Source organism: Streptomyces sp. NPDC006259 (assembly GCF_042870975.1).
In the GTDB taxonomy this organism is placed as follows: Bacteria; Actinomycetota; Actinomycetes; order Streptomycetales; family Streptomycetaceae; genus Streptomyces.
In genome coordinates, this window is record NZ_JBIAHY010000007.1 from 65,325 (window position 1) to 90,349 (window position 25,025).

The following is a 25,025-nucleotide window of genomic DNA, read 5'->3' on the forward strand; positions in this document are numbered from 1 at the left end:
TGTGCCGGAACCAAGAAACCCCGGAATCGCCTGCCGTGGACCGGACTGGACGATCTTTAAAGTCCCCTTAAGGGCCTGCTGAGACGGGGATCAGTCAGGTGGCGTGCGCGGCACGGCCGGCGCGGCGAGATCCGGCCCGCGACACAGACCGACGGACCGGCCGTGAAGGCCTGACCGCTCGGCGAGGCGGGCCGCGGCGGGCCTCACCCGTCCGGCCACCAGGTGCGTGCGATGTCCTTGCGCACCTCGGGACGACCGGCGGGACGCTCGTCGGTCTCCTCGCGGATCCTGCGGGATTCCGTCTTCTTCAGGGGCTTCTGCACGGTCGTACGGCGCATGGCTGCCTCCTTCAGGGTCCACCGAGTTCCGCGTTCTCACGGAGGTAGACCCGTTCCGGGAGAGTTCCTCATCGCCACCTGTTCTGTCAGTGGCGGCTGTCACGATTCGGTTGTCAGTGGTGGGTGTCACTCTTGGGCCCACGACAAACCACCGTGACGGGACGACTTCGGCCCGTGTCGACTGGGACGCGCGGGCCGAGACGTTCGACGAGGAACCCGACCACGGGCTGCGCGACCCGGACGTGCGCGCCGCCTCGGCGGACCGGCTGCGCGACTGGCTCCCGGACCGGCCCGGCGACCTGCTGGACCTCGGGTGCGGCACCGGCAGCCTGTCGCTCCTCGCCGCGGAGCGCCGCCATCGCGTCACGGGCGTCGACCTCTCCCCGGCGATGATCGACCGGGCCCGCGCCAAACTCGCCGGCCGTGACGCGGTGTTCCTGGTCGGTGACGCGGCGGCACCGCCGATCGGCGAGGAGCGCTTCGACACCGTACTCGTACGGCATGTGCTGTGGGCCCTGCCGGACCCCGGCCGCGCCCTGCGGCACTGGCGCGACCTGCTGCGCCCCGGCGGGCGGCTCGTCCTCGTGGAGGGCGTGTGGGGCACCGTCAGCCCCGTCGGCATACCGGCGGACCGGCTCACCGCCCTGCTGACGCCGCTCACCGCGCACACGCGCGTGGAGCGGCTGTCGGACGACCCGCGGCTGTGGGGCGGGGCGGTGGCGGACGAGCGGTACGCGGCGGTGGCGACCGTGCCGTCCTAGCCGGCCAGCTCCCCGAAGCGGTCGCCGCGGGCCAGGGCCTCCAGCTCGTCGAGCGCCGCCATCGCGGCACCCGCCGCCCCCGGGTCCCGCCCGGCCAGCCCGCTCTCCGCGAACTCGTCCTCGTCCAGCCGCCGTACGTCACTGCCGTCGGCGGAGCGCCACAGGTCCAGGTCGAGGTCCTCGACGACCAGCTCGGTGCCGGTGAGGATCGCCGGGCGGGTGATGTCGCAGTACCAGCCCTTCAGCGCGCCGGACGGGCCCCGGACCTCCTTCACGGAGTACCAGCGGTCCCGCCAGTAGAACTCCGTGAAGACGTCACCGGGCTCGAACCGCACGAAACCGAAGTCCCGTACGCCCTCGCTCGCCCACGGCGCCCGGACGGCGATCCTGGTGCCGTCGTCGGAGAGCAGCTCGGCGGGGTACCGGATCTTCGTCCGGCCGCCCTTGACGAGGACGACGTCCACGAGTCGGGCGGGGTCAGTCGAGTTCACGGGCATAGCGCACCTCGGTCGCACAGATCTCGTAGCCGATCCACTTGTTGACGGCGAGCATCGGGGCGTTGCCCGTGTCGTTGCCGGTGAACGCCTCCCGGTACCCCGCGGCGCGGGCGCGGTGCAGCGAGGCGTTCTTGGCGAGCTTGGCCAGGCCCCGGCCGCGATGGGCGCGGGCCGTGCCGGTCATGCCGGTGGTGTAGCGGGTCGCGCCGTCCGTGCGCACCGCGGTGAACGCGGCGGGACGGCCGTCGACGACGGCCACCGTGGTCAGGCCGAGGTCGAGCAGCGGATGCCGCCAGGTCTCCGCCAGCCAGGCCTCGTAGTCGGTGAACTCGGCCCCGACGTCGCCCGGTTCGTCCGCGGTCGTCTCCGCGTCCAGCTCGAAGAACGGGCGGGGATCGTCGGCGAAGTCCGCGGCGGTGCGCAGTTCGACGCCGGGCGGGGGGTCCTGGAGCGGTGGCAGCGTGCCGTTCGCCAGGTCCAGGCGGAGGAAGTGCGCGGAGCGGCTCGCCCGGTAGCCGCGCCCCTCGGCGAAACCGCGGTTGTCCGGCTCGTCCAGGACCCAGGCGAGCGTCCGCGTCGCCCCGTTCCCTTCCAGATGCTCCTCGCCCGCGCGGGCCAGCAGCGTTCCGGCACCCCGGCGCCGGTGCGCCGGGTGGACGTACACGTTGAGGGCGCCCTGGCCGGGCTCCGGGCTGTCGTGGGCGAGGCCCACCTGGGCCGTGCCGACGATCTCGCCGTCCGCCTCGGCGAGGAGCTGCCGGAAACGGGCGTCGGGATGGGTGCGGGTGAGGTCGTGGACCACGGACTCCGGGGTGGACACCATGAACGGCAGGGCGGCGCGGCGTACCCGCACGAAGCCCTCGACGTCCGCCGGCACCTCGGGACGCAGGTCGCGCACGATGACGGTCATACGGCGCACGGTATGCGTCCGAGCCGCGCGATGCCTCCCATTTTCCGGCGGGTGCGGGACAATCGGCCGGTGACCTTGAAGATCGACATCGTTGAGGGCGTCGCGCCGTACGAGCAGGTGAGGGCGCAGATCGCTGAACAGGCCCGGTCGGGGACGCTGCCCGTGGGCCATCGGCTGCCCACCGTGCGGGGCCTGGCCGAGTCGCTGGGCCTGGCGGCGAACACGGTCGCCAAGGCCTACCGGGCGCTGGAGGAGGACGGCGTGATCGAGACCCGCGGCCGCAACGGCACGTTCGTCGCCGCCACGGGCTCGGCGGCGGAGCGGGAACTCGCCACCGCCGCGCAGACCTACGCGGAGCGGGCCCGCCGGCTGGGCCTGGGCGAGCGGGAGGCTCTGGCAGCGGTCCGGGAGGCCCTGCGGGCGGCCAACGGCTGAGCGATGCCGGCCCCCGTCCCGGCCACCGCCGCCGTCCGCCCGCGCTGTCGGAGTCGCCTGGCATCAGACGCGCGCGGCGGGAGTCGCCCGCCGCCGTCCGCCCGCGCTGTCGGAGCCGCCCGGCATGAGATGCCCGCGCGGCCTGAGTCGCCGGGCACCGGACGCTCGCCCTGACGGAGTCGCCGGGCACCCGATGCCCGCGCGGCCGGAGCCGCCCGGCATCAGATGCCCGCGCGGCCCGCGCTGCCCGGCACCAGACGCCCCCGCGGCCAGAGCCGCCCGCATCCATCAGATGCCCGCGCGGCCCGCGCCGCCGCGCCGTCGGCTGCTCGCGCTGCCCGCGCCGGTCCGGTGACGGGTCCGGCCTGTCGTGAGCCGCTCAGGCCATGGTGCCTGTCCCAGCCGTTCGGCGGAGCGAGGGCGCCCGGTGCCATGTGCCGGTCGGCAGCCCAGGTGCCCGCCTGCTCGAACCCGTCGGCGCAGCTCGCCCGTGTGGCGCCACGCAGCGTCTCCGCCCCAGCCGCCCGGCACGGCGAAGCGCGCACGTCGTTCCCCAGGCGTGCCGTTCCTCAGCCCGTAGTCGCGGCGCGCGCCCGTGTCGGTCGCAGTCCGGCCCGTTCCGCGAGTCTTCCGAACAGCACCGCGTTCACCACCGCCGCGCCGCCGGGGTCGTTGTTGAAGTAGGCGTACACGTCGGCGCCGGCCGGCCAGGTGGTGGCGATGCGGTCGATCCATGTCTCCAGCGCGCGCCGGCCGTAGTGCGGCCAGGGGTGGGCGCGGCCCTGGTGGAAGCGGACGTAGCCCCAGTCCGTGGTCCGCCACAGCGGGGTCACCGGGCGGGACCGGACGTCGGCCCAGCACAGGGCCGCGCCCCTGCGCTCCAGGACCGTGCGGACCTCGGGGGTCCACCAGGAGTCGTGGCGGGGCTCGACGGCGACCCGGGTCCCGGACGGGAAGTGGGCCAGGCAGGCGTCCAGCAGACCGGGGTCGACGCGCAGGGTCGGCGGCAGCTGGAGCAGGACCGGGCCGAGACGGTCACCGAGTCCGGCCGCGTGGGTCATCAGGCGCCGCACCGGTTCCTCGGGCTCCCGCAGCCGCTTGATGTGGGTGAGGTAACGGCTCGCCTTGACCGCGACGACGAAGTCCGGCGGGACCCGCTCGGCCCAGGACGCGAAGGTCTCGCGCGAGGGCAGCCGGTAGAACGCGTTGTTGATCTCTACGGTGGCGAAGTGCGCCGTGTACTCCTCCAGCCACCGCCGCACGGGCACGTCGGCCGGGTACACGACGCCCTTCCAGTCCTTGTACTGCCACCCCGACGTGCCGACGAACAAGGTCATGCGTCCATCAAAGCACTACAGGTACAGCCCCGCGTCGTCCCCGCCGCGGGGCTCCGGCAGCGAGGTCGGGGAGGTGCCCCGGCGCAGTGCGTACAGCTCGGCGAGGGTCGCGCCGTCGCGGCCGACACCCTCCTCGGTGCCGAGCCAGTCCACCGCCTCCCGGCGGGTCAGCGGACCGACCTCGATCCGGGCCAGGCAGCGGCCGGGCCGCACGACCGCCGGGTGCAGCCGCTCCAGATCCTCGTTGGTGGTCACCCCGACCAGGACGTTGCGCCCCTGGCCGAGCAGGCCGTCGGTGAGGTTGAGCAGCCGGGACAGGGCCTGGCCCGCCGTGTGCTTGGCCTCGCCGCGGATCAGCTCGTCGCAGTCCTCCAGCAGGAGCAGCCGCCAGCGGCCCTTGCCGGGGCCGTCCTCCTCGCCGATCGCGATGTCCATCAGATAGCCGACGTCGGAGAACAGGCGCTCGGGGTCGAGGACGCAGTCGACCTGGCACCAGTCCCGCCAGGAGCGGGCCAGGGTGCGCAGCGCGGACGTCTTGCCGGTGCCGGGCGGGCCGTGCAGCAGGAGCAGCCGGCCGGCGATGTTGTCGGGGGTCGTCTCCATCAGATGGTCCATCGCCTCGGCGACGGGGGCCGTGTAGTTGGGGCGGATCTCGTCCCAGGTGCCCGCGGAGATCTGGCGGGTGGTGCGGTGCGGGCCGCGCCGCGGGGAGACGTACCAGAAGCCCATGGTCACGTTCTCCGGCTGGGGTTCGGGTTCGTCCGCCGCGCCGTCGGTCGCCTCGTTGAGCACCTTGGCGGCGAGTTCGGCGCTGGTCGCGGTGACGGTGACGTCCGCGCCGCGGTTCCAGCGGGAGACCAGCAGCGTCCAGCCGTCGCCCTCGGCGAGGGTGGCGCTGCGGTCGTCGTCGCGGGCGACGCGCAGCACGCGCGCGTGCGGCGGGACCAGGTCGGCGCCGGAGCGGAGCCGGTCGATGTTCACCGCGTGGGAGTACGGCTGCTCGCCCGTCGCGAAGCGGCCGAGGAACAGCGCGTCGACGACGTCGGACGGGGAGTCGGAGTCGTCGACGTTGAGCCGCATCGGCAGGGCGTCGTGTGGGTGCGCGGACATGCCCGCCATGATCCGGCACGGACGGCCCGTGTGCACCCGGTTTCCGCACTGCGCACCGGTGTGTCGGATCCGTCCCGTGGACGCGCGGTACGCCGAAGGACCCGGCCGGGGCGGGGCGCGCCCGCCCGGCCGGGCCCGTCGGCCGAGCCCAAGGCCTGGGCTGGGCCCGTCGGCCGAGCCCTAGCCTGGGCCGGGCCCTTCGGCTCAGCCCACTGCCCCGGCCGAGGCCCGTCGGCTCAGACCACGCCCCCGGCCGTCCCGAGCGCTCTGCGGTGGATCCGCCGGGTCCTGCGGACCACCGCGTACCCCTTGGTGAGGGCGCGGTCCCGCGCGAAGGCGCGGGCGACACCGCGGCCGTCGAGCAGCCGTTCGAACTCCTCGGCGCCGGTGCCGCGCCGCACGGTCACCCGCCGCAGGGCGTACGGCCCCTGCGCGCGCCGGGCCAGCGCGTTGCCGACGGCCAGCGCCTGGGCGAAGCCGTTCTCCCGGACGGCCGTTCGCACCCGTCTGCTGGAGTAGCCGTACGGGTAGGCGAACGACACCGGCGGGGTGCCCAGTTCGTCGGCGACGAGGTGCCGGCAGCGGGTCAGCTCGGCGCGCAGCGCGCTGTCGCCGAGCTGGTCCAGCTGCGGGTGGGTGTGGCTGTGGCCGCCGATCTCGACGCCCGCGTCCGCCAGTTCGCGCACCTGCCGCCAGTCCAGCATGGTGTCCGGGGCGCCGCCGGTGTCGTAGGCGCCGCGGAGCCAGCCGGTGGACACGAACAGGGTGGCCGGGAAGCCGTGCTCGGACAGGGCCGGCAGGGCGTGGCGGTGCACGCCCTCGTAGCCGTCGTCGAAGGTGATCAGGACGGGCCGGGCGGGCAGCGGCCGGCCGGAGCGCCAGCGGGCCGCGAGGTCGGCGGTGGTGAGCGGGGTCAGGCGCCGGTCGGCGATCAGCGCCAGCTGTCCGGCGAACGCCTCGGGGGAGACCGACAGGGCGTGGGTCGCCTCGTTCGGGTCGGCCGCGACCGCGTGGTACATGAGGATCGGGATCCCGGTCCCCGTCATGGGGCGGCCTCCCGGTCCGTGCCGGGGGGCGGGTCGATCCGTACGACCGCGAACGTCGTCCCGTCGCGGCGCGCCCGCACGCCGCCCACCACGTAGCCGCCGGCGGCCGTGAGCGCTCCGGCGAGGATCGCGCCCGCCCGGCGGGCTCCGCCGCGGCGGGCGAGCAGCTGGTCGCGTAGCCCCCGGACCACACCGGCCGGCAACACCCGCGTGGCGTACCGCCGTTCGGACTCCAGGCCCTTTCCGGCGCCGACGCTGCGGGCGACGAGTGCCTTGGACAGGCCCTCGGCGTAGGTGCGGGTGCGGAAGTACGCGAAGTGCTCGCGCGCCTCCGGCACCTTGTGGTGGACGACCGCTCGGTCGTCGACGAGGAGGATCGCGTCGGGTCTGGCGCGGGTGAGCCGGATGCACAGTTCGGTCTCCTCGCCGCCCAGCGGCCGCTTGTCGCCGTCGCGGCCGATGCCGGTGGCGAAGCCGCCCGCGAGGCCGAACGCCGTCCGCCGGAAGGAGGCGTTGCCGCCGAGGATGTTGCGCACCCGGATCAGGCCGGGCGGCAGGCCCCGGTAGGAGCAGCCCACCACCCAGTCGAACTCGTCGGGGAACCAGTCCGGCCGCCGCCCCGACGCCCACACCGGCTCGGTCCGGCCGCCGACGGCCATCACCCGCGGGTCGTCGTAGGCGGCGGCGAACCGGGCGAGCCAGTCGCGTTCGGCGACGGCGTCGTCGTCGAGGAAGGCGACGACCTCGCCGCGGGAGGCCGCGATGCCGGTGTTGCGGCCGGCCGACAGGCCGCGCGGGCCCGCGTTCGGCAGCACCCGCACGCCGGCGACCGCCTTGTACTGCCTCGTCAGCCGGTCCAGGAGCACCGGGTTGTGGTCGACGACCAGCAGAGTCTCCAGGGCCGGCCTGCTCTGGTCGCGCACCGAGGAGACCGCCGCGAGGATGTCCTCCCAGCGGTCCTCGGTGTAGACGCAGACGACGACCGAGACGCGGACGGAAGGACCGGCCGAGGCGGCGCTCTCGCTCAAGACACCTCTCCCCGGACCGGGTCGAGCGTCCGCGAGCGGCGGCTGTCGCGGCGCAGCGCCCGCCGGTTGGACCGCTCGCCGAGGATCACCCGCAGCACCCGCAGCCCGTCGCGCACGGCGCGCAGGTTGCTGACGCCGTGGATGCGCAGGTACTCGTGGCTGGGGATCTCCTGTACCTTCAGCCCGGCCTTGACGACCCGGATGTTCATCAGGGTCTCGACCTCGAAGCCGGTGCAGTCCAGCTCGATCTTGTCGAGGCAGTGCCGCCAGAACGCGTTGTAGCCGTAGCACAGGTCGGTGTAGCGGGCGCCGAACTTGCGGTTGACGAGGGCGCACAGGACGCGGTTGCCCAGTCTGCGGATGAGGGTCATGTCGTCGGTGCCGCCGCCGTTGGCGAAGCGGGAGCCCTTGGCGAAGTCCGCGCCCGACACCAGGGCGGAGACGTACGAGACGATCTCGCCGCCGTCGGCCGAGCCGTCCGCGTCGACCATCACGATGATGTCGCCGCCGCACGCCTCGAAGCCGGTGATCAGGGCGTCGCCCTTGCCCCGGCCCCGCTGGCCGACGATCTTGACGCCGGGCCACAGTTCTCGTGCGACCGCCACGGTGTCGTCGGTGGAGTTGCCGTCGACGAGCACCACTTCGTGGATCCAGTCCGGCAGGGTCTTGAAGACGTACGGAAGGTTCTCGGCCTCGTTCATCGCGGGGATCACGACGCTCACCGGTGGCGTGATGGCCAGGTGGCAGGAGATGGGCCGGTAGGTGTCGGCGGTCGACGGAGCCTGACGGTCCTGGCCCGACGTGGCCGGTTGAAGAACGGAACTCATGGGTCTGGTCCCTCTCGTCCGGTGGACCGCCCACCCCCGGGCGGCCCGGATGTAAGTCCGGTTCGAAAGGGGGGTTGTGGTGTCACCCCGGCCGCACGGCATGACGGAGGACCTCTCCGTAGCCCCTGCGACTCGGCACGGCGGAAGACCTCTCCGCGCACGCCGGGTGAGCTGGCAAAGCCGGTCGGCCACCGGAGAAGACGGCGGCCGACTGCGCGGCACGACCCGGTCGGCCCTGTACGGCCACCGGGCACGGCACCCCCCTACCGCGCCCCGCGCCGGAACCCGTCGCGGTCCTCGAGCCCTCCCCTAGAGCCGCTTACCGACGGTCCGATGCGGGTGAGATGTCTGACGGTATTGACGAATACGCCCGTATGGCAAGACCTGGACCGAGGTCTCACCTTTTTGTTCGTTTGACCGTTACGCAAGGGGTCGTCCCCTGATGGAGACGGACATTCGTGATCAGGGACCTGACATAAACGGTCCCCGGAGGCGGGGTGCGCCTCCGGGGACCGGAGGGGAACCGGTTGCCGTGTCAGCGGCGCCGGATCACGGGACGATCTTCAGCAGGCGGTTCGGGGAGCCGGTGCCCGCGCTGGTGACCTTGCCGGTGGTCGCGCTGTTGACGAGCGCCGTGGCGACCTGGGCCGGGGTGGCCGAGGTGTGGCCCGCCAGGTAGACCGCCGCCGCACCCGCGACGTGCGGGGTCGCCATCGACGTGCCGGAGATGGTGTTCGTGGCGGTGTCGCTGGTGTACCAGCCCGCCGTGATGGAGGAGCCGGGGGCGAAGAGGTCCAGGACCGAGCCGTAGTTGGAGTAGCTGGCCCTGGCGTCGGTGCTGGTGGTGGCGCCGACCGTGATGGCCTCGGTGACCCGGGCCGGGGACGAAGAGGTGGCGGTGGTGCTGCTGTTGCCCGCCGCGACGGCGTAGGTGACGCCGCTGGCTATGGAGCGGCGCACGGCCGCGTCCAGGGTGGTGGAGACGCCGCCGCCGAGGGACATGTTGGCGACCGAGGGGCCGGAGTGGTTCGCGGTCACCCAGTCGATGCCCGCGATGACACCGGCGGTGGTGCCGGATCCGGAGTTGTTCAGCACCCGGACGGCCACGATCTTCGCCTTCTTGGCGACGCCGTACGTGGTGCCCGCGATCGTGGTGGCGACGTGGGTGCCGTGGCCGTTGCCGTCCTGGGCGACGTTGTCGCCGTCGACGGCGTCGTAGCCGTTGACGGCCCGGCCGCTGATCTGGGTGTGCGTGATGCGCACGCCGGTGTCGATGACGTAGGCCGTCACGCCGCCGCCGGCGGTGTCCGGATAGGTGTAGGTGCCGGACAGCGGGAGCGAGGTCTGGTCGATGCGGTCCAGCCCCCAGGGGGCGCTGGACTGCGTGGCGTCCATGTGGACGGTCTGGTTCTGCTCCACCGCGGCGACCGCCGGGTCGGCGGCCAGTCTCCTGGCCTCGGCGGCGGACAGGGTCGCGGTGTAGCCGTTCAGCGCGGCGCCGAACGTCTTCCTCACCGTGCCGCCGTAGCTCTTGACGAGGTTCTTGCCGGTCGCCGAGGACGCCTTGAAGCCGGCGTCCTGCTGGAGGGTGACGAGGTAGCTGTCCTTGACGGCGGTGGGGGAGCCGGCCGCGAGGACCCTGCCCTCGGCCGGGGCGGCCTGGGCGGGGAGCGCGGTGAGCCCGCCGACGAGGGCGGCGGCCGCCACGGTGGCGGCGGCGGAGACGCGGACCTTGTTGCTGCGAAGGTGTGCCATTACGAGGGAGTCCTCCTCAGGCGGCGCGCGCGGGGTGGGGCGCGCGTCAGTGGGGGTGCGCGCGGAGTTCGCGCACACGGCGTCGGGCGTCGCGGCGTGCCGCCCTCGGCCGAGGCAAAGCCTCCGCCATCTACCTGCGTAGAACAAGGGTGTTGAAGGAGAGTCAACAAATTTGGCATGGTCACGTAATAAGAGGGGGGTGATCAATCGTCCGATGGGCTGAAAAGACTTGGCATGGACACTTCCCGTCAATGCGCGTAGTTGCTACGACGGTTGTGGCAGAAATCCTGCTAAAGGAGGTTCCATGAGACGTTCCCGCATCTCCGTACTCGTCAGCTCGATCCTCCTCGCCGTCGGCGCCGCCCTCACCGGGGCGGGCTCGGCGCAAGGGTCCCAACTCGCCGCATCCGGCGGCTATGTGGCCCTCGGTGACTCCTACTCCTCAGGCGTCGGCGCCGGCAGCTACATCGCCTCCAGCGGCGACTGCAAGCGCAGCACGAAGGCGTACCCCTACCTCTGGAACGCCGCGCACGCCCCCACCTCGTTCGCGTTCACCGCTTGCTCGGGCGCTCGAACGGGTGATGTTCTCGCCGGACAGCTCGGCCCGCTCAACTCCTCCACCGGCCTCGTCTCCCTCACCGTCGGCGGCAACGACGCCGGCTTCGCCGACGTCATGACCACCTGCGTCACCGGCTCCGACAGCACCTGCGTCAGCCGCATCGACACCGCTCGCGCCTACGTCGACTCCACGCTCCCCGGCCAGCTCGACAGCGTCTACTCGGCGATCCGCTCCAAGGCGCCCGCCGCCCGGGTCGTCGTCATCGGCTACCCCCGCTTCTACAAGCTCGGCACCACCTGCCTGGGCCTGTCCGAGACCAAGCGCACCGCCGTCAACAACGCCTCCGACCACCTCAACACCGTCATCGCCCAGCGCGCCGCCGCCCACGGCTTCGCCTTCGGCGACGTCCGCGGCACCTTCGGCGGCCACGAGATCTGCTCCGGCAGCTCCTGGCTCCACAGCGTCAACTGGCTCAACATCGGCGAGTCCTACCACCCGACGGCCTCCGGGCATTCGGGTGGCTACCTGCCGGTCCTCGACAGCGCCGCCTGAGCCGTCACTGAGAGGGTGACACGGAGGGGGAGGCCTCGCCCGACGGGGCCTCCGTCTCACAGGTGACCGAGAACGGCACCGAGTTCGACGTCGTGCGACCCGGCTCACGCACCTCGACACCGATCGCGTTGCGGTACGTCCCGCTCTCGGAGTACGTCGTCACGGTCACCCGCTCCTGCCGCGACCGGCCCCCGCTCGCCGGGAAGTCCAGCGTCTTCCAGCCCGAGTCCGTCAACTCGCCGTCCTGCGCCACCCAGCGGTAGGACACCTGCGCGGGCAGCCGGCCCACCGTGAGGGTCGCCGTGAAGGCGGGCGCCTGCGCCCCCGGCGGCGGACAGGGCCCCGAGTACTCCGTGTGCGAGCCGGTGACCGTGACCGCCACGGACTGCGGCGCCGCACTCGTGGCGCTCTCGCTTGCGCTCGCGCTCGGACTCGCGCTCGGTGAGGGCGTCCCGCTCGCCGGGGTCTCGCTCTGCCGCGCCGTCGCCGACGGACTCACGCCCTGCGACTGGCTGTTGACGACGTCCCCGTCCCCACCGCCGTCTCCGTCCCCGCCGTCCCGGCTCAGCAGCGCGTACGTCAGCCCGCCGACCGCCAGGGCCAGCGCCGCCACGCCGGCGACCAGCACCCCGGTGGTACGCCGGTCACGGCGCGGTCCGGTCCGGGTGGTGCTCCCCGCCCGGCCGGACCAGGGCGGAGCCGACGCCGGAGCCGGCTCGTCGCGCGAGGTCACGGAAGGCCCGGCAGCCGCCGGCGGGTACGGCGTCGTCGCCCGCAGCGTGCCGGACCGGGAGGTTCCGCCGGAGGCGACGACCCGCAGGTCCGCCTCGGCCACCTCGGCCGGCACCCGCTCGGCCGGATCCTTGCGCAGCAGCCCCTCGATCACGGGGGCCAGCGCGCCCGCCCGGCGCGGCGGCGGCAACTCCTCGTCGACGATCGCGCGCAGGGTGCTCAGCGGTGTGTCGTGCCGGAAGGGGGAACTGCCCTCGACCGCCGCGTACAACAGCACGCCCAGCGACCACAGGTCCGACTCGGGGCCCGGTGTGCGGCCCAGCGCACGCTCCGGCGCGAGGAACTCGGGGGAGCCGATGACCTCGCCGGTCATGGTGATCGCCGAGGTGCCCTCGACGGAGGCGATACCGAAGTCGCTGAGGACCACCCGGCCGTCGTTGGACATCAGCACGTTGGCCGGTTTCACATCCCGGTGCACCACGCCCACCTCGTGCGCCGTCCGCAGCGCGGCCAGTACCTCGGCCCCGATGCCCGCGGCCCGGGCCGGATCCAACGGGCCCTCGGCCTCGAGCAGTTCGGCCAGGGAGATGCCGCGCACCAACTCCATCACGATCCACGGCCGGCCGTCCTGCAGGGCGACGTCGTACACCGTCACGACATTGCGGCTGGCGACCCGGGCCGCGGCCCAGGCCTCCCGCTCCAGCCGGGCGTACAGGCGCTCGACGTCGGAGTCCGGCAGACCGGCCGGGGCGCGGACCTCCTTGACGGCGACCTCGCGGTGCAGCACCTCGTCCCGGGCCCGCCACACCGTGCCCATGCCGCCCTCGCCGAGCGGGGACAGCAGACGGTAGCGGCCCGCGATCAGACGCTCACTGCCCGGTTCTTCGGTCACCGCGCACCCCACTCCTCCTTCGCATCCCGGCGAATACCTCCCCAACGTAGCTCAGACCAGTACGGATGCGGCCCCCTTGAGCACCAGGCCGACCCCGAGGGCCACGACCACCAGTGCCGACCACAGGGGCAGGTTCCGGCGGACCAGCGCGACGGCCGGGTGGCCGGTCCGGCGCGGGCCCCGGTCCAGCAGCCGGGCCGCGCCGGTGCCCAGCCGGACGACGGCGAACCCGGCGGCCGTCAGCGTCAGGGCCAGCCCGACCCCGTACGCGACGACGAGCAGCAGGCCGAACCAGGCGTGCCCGAGCGCCGCCGCGCCGACCAGCACGACGACGGCGGAAGGGCTGGGGACCAGCCCCCCGGCGAAGCCGAGCAGGATCGTGCCGCGCAGGGTCGGGGCGGTGGGGTGGCTGTGGGTCACACCGCCGTGGGTGTGCGTATGGGTGTGCGCGCGGCCGTGCTCGTGGCGGTGCTCGCCGTCGTGGCCGTGGCGGGCACCGTGGCCGTGCTGCTCGTCCTCGTGGCCGTGGCCGTGCTCCTGCTCGCGCTCGTGGTCCCGCGGGTGGGCGTGGGGCGGGTGTTCCGCGGGTCCGCCGACCAGGGCGAGCTGACGGGCGGGCGGCTTCGCCGGCTCGTGCGGGTGCGGGTGGGGGTGGGGGTGTCCGTTTTCGGGGCCGTGGCCGTGGCCGTGGCCCCGGTGGTGCCAGGCCCGTCGTACGAGGGTCGCGCCCGCGCACAGGACCAGCGCGCCGCTGGCCAGGCCCAGCCAGGCGACCACCGAGGGCGCGGCGGCCGAACCGGCGGTGACCAGGAGGCCGAGGGCCACCACGCCGAGGGTGTGGGTGACCGTGACCGACGCGGCCAGGGGCAGGACGTCCGTGAAACGGGCCCGGTCGCCGCGGGCGGCGGCCGTCGCGGCCATGAGCGTCTTGCCGTGCCCCGGCGCGAGGGCGTGCATCGCCCCGAGGCCGACCGCGAGGACCAGGGCCAGCGCGCCGAAGCCGAGGGTGAGGTGCTGTCGGGCGACCAGGCCGTCCAGAGCCCGCGTCCAGCGATCCGCGCCGCGGGGCAGCACGGACGCGGCGGGTGCCTCGCCGTCCTCCTCGGCGAGGGCCGGGCCGCCGGGCCGCACGCGCAGGGAAGCGGTGGCCGTGTCCGCCGGTGAGGACAGCAACTCGGCCGGGTAGCGGGTGAGTTCGCGCGACACCGACTCCCGCGGCACGTCCGAGCCGCTGAGCGTCGTGCGGTCGCCGCGCGCGGTGATCTCCCGCCAGCCCGGCCCGGAGGAGGCGCCCGCGCTGCGGAAGGAGAGGGAGACCGACGCGTCCTCGGGCAGCGGAGCGGTCAGCCGGCACCGCACGCGCAGGGTGTCGAGGCCGGCCTGCCCCGGCCGCAGGTCCGCCTCGGCGGCGCCGACCGTGAGAGCGACCGTACGGCCGTCGACGGTGAGGCTGCTGCCCTCGGCGGCCGTGGCGCAGCGCTGCCGGGCCCACTCGGTCCGACCGAGCCGCTCGACGTCCGGCTTCGCCTGGGTCGCCGGGATCTCGGCCAGGTCCTCCACATGGTCGACGCGCAGTTGACCGGGTGCGGTCACGAGGCCGTCGTAGCGGTTGACGGTGAAGTTGCCCAAGGGGTGCGCGCTCGCACTGGCGGAAGGGAGCAGGGCGAGGGCGCACCCGGCGGTCAGGACGGCCGCGCAGGAGGCGGACACACGACGGAACGTCACTTGGCCGCCTCCAGCGTCTTCAGTGCGGTTCGGGCCTCGCGGGCGCCGAGGGTCGAGAAGCCCGGGTTGAGCCTCAGGGCCGCGGTGAGGTGGGTGCGGGCGTCCTTCGGACGGCCCGTGGCGCGTTCGACGACGCCCCGGTGGTAGAAGAAGGCGGCGCTGCGGTAACCGGTCGCCGTGGCTCGCCGGGCGTAGGGGAGCGCTTCGTCGTCCCTGCCGTTGACGTGCAGCGCCCAGGCGAGGGCGTCGGCGGTGTGCACGGTCCGGCGGCGGTCCCACTCGGCGCGGGCCGCGCGCAGTGCCGCCGCCCCGTCTCCGTGGTCGGCCGCCGCGAGCGCGGTGTCCAGGTCGGCGTTGACGCCGTTGGCGCGGGCGAGCGCCGTCCAGGCGTCGACGAGCCGGTACTGGGCCGCGGCCTTCGCCGCGTCGCCCTTGCCGCCGCGCACCTCGTACAGCTCGCCCAGCTCGACCAGCGGGCCCGGCAGCGGGAAGCGGGCGACCACGTCCTCCAAGCCCTCGATCGCCTCCGCCCGCCGGCCGCTCGCCGCCTGGGCGCGGGCGCGGCCCTCCAGGGCCGGGAGGTAGTTCTCGTCGGCGGCGAGGGCGCGGGCGTAGTGCGCGAGGGCGGTGTCCTGGTCGCCCTGGTTCCAGGCGAGCTGGCCGAGCTGGGTGGCCACGTAGGCGATGTCGCCCGGCGTGGTCGAGGCGGCGAGGGCCCGGTCCAGGACCCGGCGGGCGGTGGTGACGTCGCCGCGCAGCTCGTGGACGTACGCGTAGCGGGTGAACACCGGCACGCCGGGGCGCCGTTCGTCGGCAGTGCGAGCGGCCTCCGCCGCCTCCTCGTACCGGCCCAGCTCCACGAGGGCGTCCGTACGGGAGCACAGGGCGCGCTCGTTGTAGGGGTTCTGCTCCAGGGCCCGGTCGGCGAGGGCGAGCGCGTCGGTGAACTGGTGGCGGGCCGCGGCGAGGGCGGCACGGCCGGACAGGGCCTGGTCGTTGTCGGGCCGCAGGGCCAGAGAACGTTTCAGGGCCTTCTCGGCCTGCGGGTAGCGGGAAGGGTCGCCCTGGACGCGGGCCTGCTCGACGTAGGCGAGGCCGAGCGTGGCCCAGCCGGAGAAGTCCCTGGGCTGGTCGCGGAGATGGGCCTGGAGCGAGGCGATGCCGGTGCCGAGGTCGGCGCCCGTGAACAGACCGGGGGAGACGGCGGCGGCCGCGGCCACCGGCGTGTCCTCGCCGTCCCGCGCCGCGCCGACCGCGATCGCCCCGGCGGTGAGCCCCACGGCCAGCATGGCGGCGCACGCCCCGAGGTGCACGGCCCGCCAACGCCGCCCGGCGGCGGCGACCCGGCGGACGGCGGCGATCCGCTCACCGTCCACGCCGTCGGCACGGGCCGCGTCGTCCGTACCGGCCACGCTCTCGGCACCGTCGGCACCGGCCACGCTGTCGGAACCGTCGGAACCGTCGGCACCGGCCGCGTCGTCCGTACCGGCCACGCTCTCGGCACCGTCGGAACCGGCCACGCCAGCCTTTCCGGCGACCTCGGTTCGCCCGGTCTTCCGGGCTGCCTGGTTCTCCCGGTGCTCCTGGGCGGCCGGGATCTCGGAGGGCGTGTCGGTCACGCCGGTCTCCCGAGCGGCCTCGTTGGCGCCGGTCCCCACCGCCTCTTCGGTCTCTTCCGTCTCCTCGGTGGGGTGCGTCTCGTCCGACTCAGTGGTCTCACTGATCTCAGTGGTCTCAGCGATCCCCCCGGTCCCCTTCGGCCCGTCCGTGGGCGGGAGGCCCGTCGCTTCCCCGGACGCCGTTCTCTTCGCCGAGGCGGCGGTCCCGGGCCCGGAGGCCGGCCGCTCGCGCTCCGGTTCGCCGTCGTTCGTACGCGGGGACATGCCCTCTCCTAGGTCGCCTGGGGTGGATCGTCCTGCCGAAGTGCGGGGGAGCGGCGCGGCCCGCGCCGTGGGGGATGAGTACGCGGGCCGCGCCAGTCGGGTGGGGCGGGCCGGGGAGTGCAGGATTCTCCCCGGCCCGCCCGGACGAGGGGCCGTGCGAGGGGCCGTCGGACGGCACCCGGCACTGGGCCTAGTGACCGCGGTACGCCCGGCGGCCGTTGCCGCCGCTCGTCCGGCGCCACCACATCAGGCCGCCGCCGATGAGCAGGATCGCGGCCGCGCCGGCGCCCGCCGAGGCGGCCATCAGGGTGGTGTCCGTCCCGGACGTGGTGCCCGCCGGCTCGAGCGCGTCACCGAGCTGGCTGCGGACGTCGTTGCCCGTGTTGACGCCCTTGGCGACCGGACCGCGTGACCCCTCGGTCGGCAGCGCGACGTAGGGGAAGGCCTTCTCGAAGTGCTTGTCGTTCTTGTCGACCGCGTCACCGAGGTCGTTCTTCGCGCCGAGCAGTTCGCCCTCGACGACCTGGAGCGAGGCGTCGATCACGTCGTCGGTGAGCCGACGCCCGTTCGGGAAGCCCGCGTTGTCGCCGTCCAGCACGCCCAGCCGCTTGGGGGAGGCGGTCGGCTTGATGGAGGTGTTGAGGCGCAGCTCCTCCGATGGCGTCACGTGGGGCGGCTGGTTGAGGCCCTTCACGCCCTTGAGGAACACGTCCACCAGGTCGTTGCGCGGCTCGGCCGGCGCCTTGATCTTGTAGATCGCCTCGATGAGCTTCGGCAGCTCCGGGTTGGTGACGTTCTTCAGGAACCGGCCGTCGTCCTTCGGCACGGACGCGTTGAACTTGTCCTTGTCCTTGATGGGGTTGACGACCTCGTTGACCAGCGGGTTGCCCAGCCGGGACACCTGCGAGTAGTAGCCCTGCGCGTTACGGCGCTGGGTGGTCGACCAGATGCCCACGACGGGCTGGTGCTCGGACTCGGCGATCAGGTCCGTCGGCACCTGGAGGGCGATCGAGTTGACGTTGTACCCCTTGAGCGTGTCGTTGCCGACCTCGGAGAGGTTCCCGCCGTACAGCAGGTCGAAGACGCGCAGGTCGAGGAAGAACGGGTCGTCGGCCTGGCCGGCGAAGGTCTGCGCGCCGTTGGACAGCTTGTAGATCGCCTGGCCGCGCAGCTTGGCGTAGTCCGGCATCGACGCCTTGCCGACGTTCGACGGCGCCACCGGCACGTCGTCGGCCAGCTTCGTCCTGTGGACGACCTTCTCCTTCTTCAGCTTGATCAGCTCGAGGTCGTACGTCTGCGTCACGTTCAGGTCGGGGTCGTTCAGGCTCTCGACCGCCCCGGTGTTGTACAGGAACGTCTTCGCGTTCTTCACATGCGTCTTGAAGGTGTAGCGGAAGAGCAACTCGCCCTGCGCGTCACCGTTGTTGTCGATGTGGATGTCGTACTGGGCGTCCTCCGCGAACGGGAAGAAGTTCGGGCCGCCGGCCGGCTCCTCGAAGGGGATCCAGTTCGCGACGATCGTCGTCGTGTCCGGCTTGTCCGGGCTCACGAAGGCGTACACGTCGGTGTTGTCGTACTGCGGGGTGCCCGAGATGAGCGGGGCTTCCCGGTGGCTGGAGGCGGCCGCCTCGCCCGGTGCCAGCGCGGCGACGCCGGCGGCTGCGAGCCCCCCGGCGGCCAGCGCCCCGCTGATGAGGGTCGCGACGCCCCTGCGTCCGGATCCGCTCCTGGAGATAGCTGTCATGCCGTCCGTCCTCAGTGCCAACTTGTCTGACGGACAGTGATACGGAGCGGGTGGGGCGATCGGATGGGTCGGAATCCAAAAAGTTTTTCTTTCCTGCTCACCCGCGTTTTCGCCTTCTTGATCCGTACCACTGCCGGAGGTGTGTCCGTTGCGAGTACCTGGTACGACGGGACGGCCCGGATGCGGCCGTGGGGAGGGGGACCGGATGGAGGCGGACGAGTTGCTGGTGCTCGTCGCGGGAGGCGACCAGAGCGCCTTCGAGCGGCTCTACGGACTCGTGTCCGGGCCGGTGTTCGGACTGGTGCGGCGCGTGGTGCGGGACCCGGCGCAGTCCGAGGAGGTCGCCCAGGAGGTCCTGCTCGAACTCTGGCGCTCCGCCGCCAGGTTCGACCCCCGGCGCGGCAGTGCCCTGTCCTGGGTCCTCACCCTGGCCCACCGTCGCGCCGTCGACCGGGTGCGCAGCGCCCGCGCGGCCGACGAGCGCGAGCAGCGCGAGGCCCGGCGTGCCCACCACCCCGCCTTCGACCAGGTGACCGAGGAGGTGGAGGCGGGCCTGGAGCGTGAGTGGGTGCGCCGCTGCCTGGACCGGCTGACGGCCCTGCAACGCCAGTCCGTGACCCTCGCCTACTACGACGGCTACACGTATCGTGAGGTGGCCGAGCGGCTCTCGCTGCCGGTGGGCACGGTCAAGACCCGGATGCGCGACGGACTCACCCGGCTGCGCCACTGCCTGGGAGGTGCCGCGTGAGCGTCCTCGGATTCCTCCGCCGGGAGGACCTGCACTCGCTGGCGGCTCCCTACGCCCTCGACGCCCTCGAACCCGACGAGCGGCGCCGCTTCGACAGACACCTCGGCGGCTGCGACCGCTGCGCCGCCGAGGTGCGGGCCCTGTCCGAGGACGCCGTCCGGCTGGCCTGGTCGACGGCCGCGCCGGCCCCGGCCGAGATGCGCGACCGGGTCCTGGCCGCCGTACGGACGACTCCGCAGGAGCCCGCGCGTGAGCCGTTGCGGGAGCGGGTGCCCCCACTGCCGCCGCACGTCTGGGGCACCCGGCCGCCGCCCGGACGCTCCCGTGCGCCCCGGGCGCGCCGTCCGCTGTTCGTGCCGTTCGCCACGGCGACGGCCGCCGCGGCACTCGTCGTCGCCTCCCTCTTCGCGGTCGAGGCCGGCCGCACCCAGGACCGGCTGGACGCCGAGCGGGCCCAGGCGCGTGAGATCGCCCACGTTCTCGCAGCTCCCGACGCCCGCGCGAGCACCGGCAAGGACGCGCGGGGCCGCACGATCGGAGTGCTCGCCTCCGCCGCGACGGGGGAGGCGGTCGTCACGTTGAGCGGATACGACGGGCTGCCCGACGGGCAGGTGCACCAGCTGTGGGTCATGCGCCCCGACGCGCAACCGCGCTCCCTCGGCCTCTTCGAGGGTGACACGCCCCTGGTCGCCACCGGTCTCGATCTCTCCTCGGCGTCACTCGCCGTGACCGTCGAACCGGACGGGGGGTCACCGCAGCCCACTACTCAGCCGGTTGTCCAACTCACCCTGAAATCGGTCGGATTCGGAGAGTGACGGCCGAGGGATCGTCAACCCCCTTACGGGGAAGGAGATTCCCGTGACCGGGATACATGTGTGCCTCGCCGGGACGGTAGGGTTACCCTGCCCGTGCCGGGTGGACTCGTACGGGTGGGGAGTGACATGGAACAGATAGCAGTGCACACCAGGGCGAGGGTCCCTGCGATCACCTGCGGGAGCAATGCGACCAGTTCGCGGCTCGACCGCCATCTCTCGGTGCTGGCGGGTCCCGCCATACCGCAGCGGGAGACGGTCGAGGCGACCACGCTGATGCGGGAACTGACCTCGCGTGAGCCCGCCCGCCGCAGTCCGAGGGGCGCCCGGGTCAGCCGGGTCTCGCTCTTCGCGCCGCTGCGCCGACTGCGCCGTTCGCTCTTCGGCAGCAGCGACAAGCACTGAGGCCCGCGCTCAGGCGGCCACACCGTCCCGGCGCAACGCTGCGATCTCCTCGCCCGTCATCCCCACGGCACGCAGCACGGCTTCGGTGTGTTCCCCGAGCGCGGGCACGGCTCCCATCCGCGCCTCCGTCCCGCCCGGCAGTGTGATCGGTGGCAGCAGCGCCCGCAGCGGCCCGACCGGCGAGTCCACCTCCCGCCACCGCTCACGGGCCGCCAGCTGCGGATGGTCCGCCACCTCGCGCAGATCCCGCAGTCGCGCGCAGGCGATGCCCGCGGTCTCCAGGCGTGCCAGCGCCTCGTCGGCGTCCAGCGCGCCGAGCGCCGTCGCCACCAGCGCGTCCGTACGCTCCCGGTGCGAGACCCGGGCCGCGTTCGTCGCGTACGCCGAGTCGTTCCCCAACTCCGGACGCTCCAGCACCAGTTCGGCCAGCCGGCGCCACTCCCGGTCGTTCTGCACCGACAGCAGCACCCGCCCGCCGTCGGCCGTCGGATAGGCGTCGTAGGGCGCGATCACCGCGTGCGCGAGTCCGGTGCGCGCGGGGGCCGTACCGCCGTGCATCGTGTGGTGCAGCGGATGCCCCATCCACTCGGCGAGCGCCTCCAGCATCGACACCTCCACCGGCCCGCCCCGCCCGGTCGTGCCGCGCCGCACCAGAGCCGCCAGCACGCCCGAGAAGGCGTACATGGCCGCCGCGATGTCCGCCGCCGGGATGCCGGCCTTCACCGGCTGTCCGGGCGTCCCGGTCACCGACACCAGCCCCGCCTCGCACTGCACGAGCATGTCGTACGCCCGCTTGTCCGTGTACGGTCCCGAAGCGCCGTAGCCCGAGATGTCGACGGCGACCAGGCGCGGGTGTGCCGCGCACAGGGTGGCCGCGTCCAGGCCGAGCCGGGCCGCCGCCCCCTGCGCGAGGTTCTGCACGAACACGTCGGCCCCGGCGATGAGCCGGCGGACGACGTCCCGGCCTCGCGGGTCCTTGAGGTCCAGCGCGATCGACTCCTTGCCGCGGTTGCACCACACGAAGTGCGAGGCGAGACCGCCGGCCGCGGTGTCGTATCCGCGGGCGAAGTCGCCGCCGTCGATCCGCTCCACCTTGATCACCCGGGCGCCGAGGTCGGCGAGCTGGCGGGTGGCGAACGGGGCCGCGACGGCCTGCTCGACGGCGACGACGGTCAGCCCTTCTAGGGGCAGGGGCAGGGGCAGGGGCGAGGGCGGGGGCTGCTGGTCCATGGGGTGGATCATGTCCCGCGCGGCCCCGGTCTGTCATGGCCGCGCGTAGCGCCGCACGGCGAGCGGCGCGAACACCGCGATCAGCAGCGCGCACCAGGCCGGCGACCCGGCGACCGGATGCGCCACCGGCCAGGCGGAGTTCTCGGGGACCCGCGCGTTGCCGAACAGGTCCCGCAGGGCCGTCGTCACCGCGCTGAGCGGATTCCACTCGGCGAGGGAGCGCAGCCAGCCGGGCAGGTTGTCGGTGGGGATGTAGGCGTTGGACAGCAGCGGCAGCATGAAGGTGGCGCTGCCGAGCTGACCGGCCGCCTCCTCGCTCCGCGATGAGAGCCCCTACAGAAGCGCCAACTGGCCCTCCGGGCCCTCCTCGCCCGCGGTCAGGACCGAGGCCGGGCGACGGGTCCGGGGCGGCACCGGCAGCACGCCCGCCGCGCGCAGGTCCGCCGCCGTGACGGTGTCCGTCACCTTCACCTCCTCCTGCCGGGAGCGGACGTCCGCCAGCAGCGTCAACACCGTGATCAGTTCGAGGAGTTCCGACGTCCAGGGCTGGGGCCAGGTCCGTGGGCGGACGGCGGACAGGGTGCCGGGTACGCCGGGTGCCGTGCGCGCCGTGAACCACTGCTCCAGGACCCGTACGCCGCCCGCCTCGAAGTCCCACGCCTGCGGGGGGACCGGGGAGACCCGGCCCTCGTCGAGGTGGAGGGCCTCCTCGTCGCGGTCGTAGCGGACGGTCAGGGGCAGGGCGGGGAGCGGGGCGCGGACGTAGGGGCGGCGGCCGCCGGGGAGCTTGGGGCGTTCCCCGTCGCGGCGCAGGAGCCGGAGCACGCGGTGGCCCAGCTCGACGCCGCGGGACCACGTGCCGAGGTCCCGGGTGAGCGGGACCGTGAGGTCGCCACGGACGGTGGCGAGCGTCCAGGCCAGGAAGTCCAGCGGGTCGCGGGAGTGGCCGAGGTGGTCCAGCAGGCCCGGCGCGAGGTTGGGCTCCCTCGCGCCGGGGCGGCGGTACAGCGGGCGGACCCGGCCGGCGCGGAGCGTCGGGAGGAGGGAGGTCGCCAGGAGGTGCGGGGCCTGCGGCGACTCCACCACGAAGATCTGCCGCGGGTCCGCCACCCGCCACAGCTCGGGCCGGGCCGCGTCGATCAGCCGGTGGTCGGGGATGAGCCACTGCTCGTCGAAGGGGGCGGCGAGGACCCGCACCGGCTCGGGGCAGGGGCCGGTGGCGCGGATCAGCCTCTCCGTGCCGGCGGCGCTGCCGGGCAACTGTCCGACCGCGGTGTGCGCGGTACGCGAGCGGCTCGGCTCGAAGAGGGCCTCGCGGTCCCCTCCCGCCGCCTTCAGCAGCGCCTCCCAGCGGGCCTTCAGGGAGGCCGGGTCGGGGGCCACCGGCCACGCCCGGCCGAGCCGCGGCGGTGCGACGGACCACGGCATGAGGTCCGCCAGCGGCGGGGCGTCGTCGTGCGTCACGCGTGGCATCGTACGACGTGCTCAGTGCGCGTCGAGGGTGACCGTGAAGGAGAAGCGGTCACCGCGGTAGTGGATGACGGCCACGTCCAGCGGGCGGCCGCCGCCGTCGTAGGTGACGCCCGTGTAGTGCAGGATCGGGCTCAGCAGCGGCACCCCGAGGAGCCGGGCCGTCTCCGGGTCCGCGAGGCGGGCCTCGACCGTGTCGGTGATCCGGCCGATGTCGGCGCCCACGACGTCCCGCAGCACCTTGGTCATGGGCCAGCGCGCCAAATCCTGCGGGTCGATCAGCGCGGCGAGTTCCGGACGCACGTAGTTGCGGGCGTGGTTGGTCGGCTCGCCCGTCTTCTCGTCGCCGCGCAGCCGGTGGTACGTCGCCACCTCCGCCAGGTCCGGGAAGTACTCGGCGACGTCGGCCGGGACCGGAACCCCGCCGTGCGAGAGCAGTTCCGTCACCATGCCCGACTGCTGGGCCACGATCGCGTCGACCGAGCCCAGCAGCCGCACCGGGGCGCCCCGCCGGGCCGTCGGCTCGATGAACGTGCCGCGGCGCCGGTGCCGGGTGATCAGCCCCTCGTCCTCCAGCTCCTTGAGCGCCTGCCGCATGGTCAGCACGCTCACCCCGTAGTGCCCCGCCAACTGCTCCTCGGTGGGCAGCCGCAGGGGGTCCCTGGGCGAGCGGCCGAGTATCGAGGCGCGCAGCGACTGCGACACCTGGTACCAGAGCGGCAGCTTGCGGTTCAGGACGATCGAGTCCGGCGCGAAGGAGGTCACGGGGCCATCCGTACCTGGCGGGAATCCTCAGTGCAAGGGGCGGAAGTGGCGTTCGAGGCCCGACCACACCTCGTCGTAGCCCTGTTGCAGATGGCCCGCGCCGGCCGCCTGCGGAGTGAGGGTGACCGGCCACCGCGTCTCGAACATGAACGCCAGCCCGTCGTCGACCTTCTGCGGCACCAGCTCGGCCGCGCCCGCCCGGTCGAACGTCTCCCGGTCCGGGCCGTGCGCCGACATCATGTTGTGCAGCGAGCCGCCGCCCGCCACGAAGCCTCCCGGACCGGCCGTCTTCGCGTCGTAGGCCCCCTCGATCAGGCCCATGTACTCGCTCATCACGTTCCGGTGGAAGTACGGCGGCCGGAAGGTGTCCTCGCCCACCAGCCAGCGCGGCGCGAAGACCACGAAGTCCACGCCGGCCAGGCCGGGCGTGTCGGACGGGGACGTGAGCACCGTGAAGATCGACGGGTCCGGGTGGTCGTACGAGATCGTGCCGATGACGTTGAAGCGGCGCAGGTCGTAGACGTACGGGACGTGGTTGCCGTGCCAGGCGACGACGTCGAGCGGTGAGTGGTCGTAGGTGGCCGTCCAGAGGTTGCCGCAGTACTTGTTCACCACCTCCACCGGACCCTCGACGTCCTCGTAGGCGGCGACGGGCGCGCGGAAGTCGCGCGGGTTCGCCAGGCCGTTGGCGCCGATGGGACCGAGGTCGGGGAGGCGGAAGGGGGCCCCGTAGTTCTCGCACACGTAACCGCGGGCCGTCCCGTCGAGCGGTTCCACCCGGAAACGGACCCCGCGCGGGATCAGCACCACGTGGCCCGGCTCGGCGTGCAGCAGGCCGAACTCGGTGCGCAGCAGCAGTCCGCCGCGCTCCGGCACGATCAGCAGCTCGCCGTCGGCGTCGCTGAACACCCGGTCCATGGGCGCGTCGGCGTGGTACAGGTGCACGGCCATGCCGGCGCGCTGCGCGGCGTCGCCGTTGCCCCCCAGGGTCCACAGTCCCCGCAGGAAGTCCGTCCCCGGCGCGGGGTCGGGCATCGGGTTCCAGCGCAGCCGGTTCGGGTCCGGGACCGTGTCGGTGAAGGGGGCGGTGCGCAGCGCGCCGTTCTCCGCGCGGGTGAACGCCGGATGCGCCGCCGAGGGGCGGATCCGGTACAGCCAGGAGCGGCGGTTGTGGGCGCGCGGCTCGGTGAAGGCGGAACCGCTGAGCTGCTCGGCGTACAGGCCGAGGGGGGCGCGCTGGGGGGAGTTGCGGCCCTCGGGCAGGGCCCCGGGCACGGCCTCGGAGGCGTGCTCGTTGCCGAATCCCGTGAGGTACGTGAGCCCCTCCGCCGTCTTGCGTGCGTCCCCGCTGTTCATGCGTGCTCCCTCGACCGCCGATTCCTCTGTATCACCGTAGGATTGCGGTTTCCCGGACGCAAGAGGTGCGCGGGTCCTCCTCTGGGAGGACGATCACGGATGGCGAGA

At 73.6% G+C, this 25,025-nt stretch carries 23 protein-coding genes and 1 pseudogene; 6 read left to right on the forward strand and 18 right to left on the reverse strand.

Translation table 11 applies throughout. The annotated features are described in order from the left end of the window. Window positions 1-203 precede the first annotated feature (203 nt). The gene (locus ACFYO5_RS28020) at window positions 204-338 is read right to left on the reverse strand and encodes a hypothetical protein (protein WP_086772750.1); all 135 of its coding nucleotides are present in this window, start codon (window positions 336-338) and stop codon (window positions 204-206) included. A gap of 110 nt (window positions 339-448) precedes the next feature. Here ACFYO5_RS28020 and ACFYO5_RS28025 point away from each other — a divergent pair, with 110 nt between their 5' ends. Next, on the forward strand, window positions 449-1,099 hold the full coding sequence (locus ACFYO5_RS28025) for a class I SAM-dependent methyltransferase (protein WP_388713832.1): 651 nt from the start codon (window positions 449-451) through the stop codon (window positions 1,097-1,099). Here the strand turns inward: ACFYO5_RS28025 and ACFYO5_RS28030 are convergent. Then, entirely contained in the window at window positions 1,096-1,596 is a 501-nt protein-coding gene (locus ACFYO5_RS28030; protein ID WP_388713835.1) for a DUF402 domain-containing protein, read from the reverse strand. The two genes, ACFYO5_RS28025 and ACFYO5_RS28030, sit on opposite strands and share 4 nt — an antisense overlap. Beyond that, a complete protein-coding gene (locus ACFYO5_RS28035) occupies window positions 1,577-2,506 on the reverse strand; it encodes a GNAT family N-acetyltransferase (RefSeq protein WP_388713838.1) in 930 nt (309 codons plus the stop codon). The genes ACFYO5_RS28030 and ACFYO5_RS28035 overlap by 20 nt, the downstream gene beginning before the upstream one ends. A 69-nt stretch (window positions 2,507-2,575) precedes the next feature. Here ACFYO5_RS28035 and ACFYO5_RS28040 point away from each other — a divergent pair, with 69 nt between their 5' ends. Then, a complete protein-coding gene (locus ACFYO5_RS28040) occupies window positions 2,576-2,941 on the forward strand; it encodes a GntR family transcriptional regulator (protein WP_388713841.1) in 366 nt (121 codons plus the stop codon). A gap of 569 nt (window positions 2,942-3,510) precedes the next feature. Here the strand turns inward: ACFYO5_RS28040 and ACFYO5_RS28045 are convergent. The 6 genes from ACFYO5_RS28045 to ACFYO5_RS28070 all read right to left on the reverse strand — a co-directional run bounded on the left by ACFYO5_RS28045 (window position 3,511) and on the right by ACFYO5_RS28070 (window position 10,044). Continuing rightward, on the reverse strand, window positions 3,511-4,278 hold the full coding sequence (locus tag ACFYO5_RS28045) for a DUF72 domain-containing protein (RefSeq protein WP_388713844.1): 768 nt from the start codon (window positions 4,276-4,278) through the stop codon (window positions 3,511-3,513). Between the two features lie 15 nt (window positions 4,279-4,293). Further along, the gene (locus tag ACFYO5_RS28050) at window positions 4,294-5,388 is read right to left on the reverse strand and encodes a DUF5925 domain-containing protein (protein WP_388713847.1); all 1,095 of its coding nucleotides are present in this window, start codon (window positions 5,386-5,388) and stop codon (window positions 4,294-4,296) included. Between the two features lie 236 nt (window positions 5,389-5,624). Next, complete coding sequence (locus ACFYO5_RS28055; protein WP_388713849.1) at window positions 5,625-6,434, reverse strand: polysaccharide deacetylase family protein; 810 nt, start codon at window positions 6,432-6,434, stop codon at window positions 5,625-5,627. Next, window positions 6,431-7,462 carry a glycosyltransferase family 2 protein gene (locus tag ACFYO5_RS28060; protein ID WP_388713852.1) on the reverse strand — a complete coding sequence of 344 codons (1,032 nt, stop codon included), beginning with the start codon at window positions 7,460-7,462 and terminating at the stop codon, window positions 6,431-6,433. The genes ACFYO5_RS28055 and ACFYO5_RS28060 overlap by 4 nt, the downstream gene beginning before the upstream one ends. Further along, window positions 7,459-8,289 (reverse strand): glycosyltransferase family 2 protein, encoded by an 831-nt coding sequence (locus ACFYO5_RS28065; protein WP_388713855.1) that lies wholly within the window; start codon window positions 8,287-8,289, stop codon window positions 7,459-7,461. The genes ACFYO5_RS28060 and ACFYO5_RS28065 overlap by 4 nt, the downstream gene beginning before the upstream one ends. A gap of 549 nt (window positions 8,290-8,838) precedes the next feature. After that, window positions 8,839-10,044 (reverse strand): S8 family peptidase, encoded by a 1,206-nt coding sequence (locus ACFYO5_RS28070; RefSeq protein ID WP_388713858.1) that lies wholly within the window; start codon window positions 10,042-10,044, stop codon window positions 8,839-8,841. 304 nt (window positions 10,045-10,348) lie between these two features. Here ACFYO5_RS28070 and ACFYO5_RS28075 point away from each other — a divergent pair, with 304 nt between their 5' ends. After that, entirely contained in the window at window positions 10,349-11,155 is an 807-nt protein-coding gene (locus tag ACFYO5_RS28075; RefSeq protein WP_388713861.1) for an SGNH/GDSL hydrolase family protein, read from the forward strand. Between the two features lie 4 nt (window positions 11,156-11,159). Here ACFYO5_RS28075 and ACFYO5_RS28080 read toward each other — a convergent pair whose 3' ends face one another. The 4 genes from ACFYO5_RS28080 to ACFYO5_RS28095 all read right to left on the reverse strand — a co-directional run bounded on the left by ACFYO5_RS28080 (window position 11,160) and on the right by ACFYO5_RS28095 (window position 18,131). Then, on the reverse strand, window positions 11,160-12,779 hold the full coding sequence (locus ACFYO5_RS28080; RefSeq protein ID WP_388713864.1) for a protein kinase: 1,620 nt from the start codon (window positions 12,777-12,779) through the stop codon (window positions 11,160-11,162). Window positions 12,780-12,830: 51 nt separating this feature from the next. After that, the gene (locus ACFYO5_RS28085) at window positions 12,831-14,504 is read right to left on the reverse strand and encodes a nickel transporter (protein WP_388713866.1); all 1,674 of its coding nucleotides are present in this window, start codon (window positions 14,502-14,504) and stop codon (window positions 12,831-12,833) included. Next, window positions 14,501-16,387 (reverse strand): tetratricopeptide repeat protein, encoded by a 1,887-nt coding sequence (locus ACFYO5_RS28090; RefSeq protein WP_388713869.1) that lies wholly within the window; start codon window positions 16,385-16,387, stop codon window positions 14,501-14,503. The genes ACFYO5_RS28085 and ACFYO5_RS28090 overlap by 4 nt, the downstream gene beginning before the upstream one ends. 190 nt (window positions 16,388-16,577) lie before the next feature. Next, complete coding sequence (locus tag ACFYO5_RS28095; RefSeq protein ID WP_388713872.1) at window positions 16,578-18,131, reverse strand: DUF4331 domain-containing protein; 1,554 nt, start codon at window positions 18,129-18,131, stop codon at window positions 16,578-16,580. A gap of 205 nt (window positions 18,132-18,336) precedes the next feature. On the opposite strand from ACFYO5_RS28095, the gene ACFYO5_RS28100 reads away from it, so the two are divergent. The 3 genes from ACFYO5_RS28100 (at window position 18,337) to ACFYO5_RS28110 (ending at window position 20,096) form a co-directional block, all read left to right on the forward strand. Further along, entirely contained in the window at window positions 18,337-18,879 is a 543-nt protein-coding gene (locus tag ACFYO5_RS28100; RefSeq protein ID WP_356563504.1) for a sigma-70 family RNA polymerase sigma factor, read from the forward strand. After that, window positions 18,876-19,694, forward strand: coding sequence for an anti-sigma factor domain-containing protein (locus tag ACFYO5_RS28105; protein ID WP_356563502.1), 819 nt, complete (start codon window positions 18,876-18,878; stop codon window positions 19,692-19,694). The genes ACFYO5_RS28100 and ACFYO5_RS28105 overlap by 4 nt, the downstream gene beginning before the upstream one ends. Before the next feature lie 126 nt (window positions 19,695-19,820). After that, window positions 19,821-20,096 carry a hypothetical protein gene (locus ACFYO5_RS28110; protein ID WP_356563500.1) on the forward strand — a complete coding sequence of 92 codons (276 nt, stop codon included), beginning with the start codon at window positions 19,821-19,823 and terminating at the stop codon, window positions 20,094-20,096. A gap of 9 nt (window positions 20,097-20,105) precedes the next feature. On the opposite strand, the gene ACFYO5_RS28115 is transcribed toward ACFYO5_RS28110, so the two are convergent. From ACFYO5_RS28115 to hmgA, 5 genes and pseudogenes are all read right to left on the reverse strand, one after another. Beyond that, window positions 20,106-21,326, reverse strand: coding sequence for a CaiB/BaiF CoA transferase family protein (locus ACFYO5_RS28115; RefSeq protein ID WP_388713877.1), 1,221 nt, complete (start codon window positions 21,324-21,326; stop codon window positions 20,106-20,108). Between the two features lie 33 nt (window positions 21,327-21,359). Then, window positions 21,360-21,659 (reverse strand): annotated as a pseudogene (locus ACFYO5_RS28120) (ABC transporter permease); the annotation flags it as partial. After that, entirely contained in the window at window positions 21,660-22,799 is a 1,140-nt protein-coding gene (locus ACFYO5_RS28125) for a type ISP restriction/modification enzyme (protein ID WP_388713880.1), read from the reverse strand. 12 nt (window positions 22,800-22,811) lie between these two features. Further along, the gene (locus ACFYO5_RS28130; RefSeq protein ID WP_388713883.1) at window positions 22,812-23,561 is read right to left on the reverse strand and encodes a GntR family transcriptional regulator; all 750 of its coding nucleotides are present in this window, start codon (window positions 23,559-23,561) and stop codon (window positions 22,812-22,814) included. 27 nt (window positions 23,562-23,588) lie between these two features. Next, window positions 23,589-24,917 carry a homogentisate 1,2-dioxygenase gene (gene hmgA / locus ACFYO5_RS28135; protein WP_388713886.1) on the reverse strand — a complete coding sequence of 443 codons (1,329 nt, stop codon included), beginning with the start codon at window positions 24,915-24,917 and terminating at the stop codon, window positions 23,589-23,591. Window positions 24,918-25,025 lie beyond the last annotated feature (108 nt).

Excerpts from the sequence above, each read along its gene's own strand:
- ACFYO5_RS28035 (WP_388713838.1), bottom strand. The coding sequence starts at position 2,506 with ATGACCGTCATCGTGCGCGACCTGCGTCCCGAGGTGCCGGCGGACGTC.
- ACFYO5_RS28050 (WP_388713847.1), bottom strand. The coding sequence starts at position 5,388 with ATGTCCGCGCACCCACACGACGCCCTGCCGATGCGGCTCAACGTCGAC.
- ACFYO5_RS28065 (WP_388713855.1), bottom strand. The coding sequence starts at position 8,289 with ATGAGTTCCGTTCTTCAACCGGCCACGTCGGGCCAGGACCGTCAGGCT.
- ACFYO5_RS28030 (WP_388713835.1), bottom strand. The coding sequence starts at position 1,596 with ATGCCCGTGAACTCGACTGACCCCGCCCGACTCGTGGACGTCGTCCTC.
- ACFYO5_RS28110 (WP_356563500.1), top strand. The coding sequence starts at position 19,821 with ATGGAACAGATAGCAGTGCACACCAGGGCGAGGGTCCCTGCGATCACC.
- ACFYO5_RS28045 (WP_388713844.1), bottom strand. The coding sequence starts at position 4,278 with ATGACCTTGTTCGTCGGCACGTCGGGGTGGCAGTACAAGGACTGGAAG.
- ACFYO5_RS28095 (WP_388713872.1), bottom strand. The coding sequence starts at position 18,131 with ATGACAGCTATCTCCAGGAGCGGATCCGGACGCAGGGGCGTCGCGACC.
- ACFYO5_RS28070 (WP_388713858.1), bottom strand. The coding sequence starts at position 10,044 with ATGGCACACCTTCGCAGCAACAAGGTCCGCGTCTCCGCCGCCGCCACC.
- ACFYO5_RS28020 (WP_086772750.1), bottom strand. The coding sequence starts at position 338 with ATGCGCCGTACGACCGTGCAGAAGCCCCTGAAGAAGACGGAATCCCGC.
- ACFYO5_RS28115 (WP_388713877.1), bottom strand. The coding sequence starts at position 21,326 with ATGGACCAGCAGCCCCCGCCCTCGCCCCTGCCCCTGCCCCTGCCCCTA.
- ACFYO5_RS28100 (WP_356563504.1), top strand. The coding sequence starts at position 18,337 with ATGGAGGCGGACGAGTTGCTGGTGCTCGTCGCGGGAGGCGACCAGAGC.
- ACFYO5_RS28090 (WP_388713869.1), bottom strand. The coding sequence starts at position 16,387 with ATGTCCCCGCGTACGAACGACGGCGAACCGGAGCGCGAGCGGCCGGCC.
- ACFYO5_RS28075 (WP_388713861.1), top strand. The coding sequence starts at position 10,349 with ATGAGACGTTCCCGCATCTCCGTACTCGTCAGCTCGATCCTCCTCGCC.
- ACFYO5_RS28055 (WP_388713849.1), bottom strand. The coding sequence starts at position 6,434 with ATGACGGGGACCGGGATCCCGATCCTCATGTACCACGCGGTCGCGGCC.
- ACFYO5_RS28125 (WP_388713880.1), bottom strand. The coding sequence starts at position 22,799 with ATGCCACGCGTGACGCACGACGACGCCCCGCCGCTGGCGGACCTCATG.
- hmgA (WP_388713886.1), bottom strand. The coding sequence starts at position 24,917 with ATGAACAGCGGGGACGCACGCAAGACGGCGGAGGGGCTCACGTACCTC.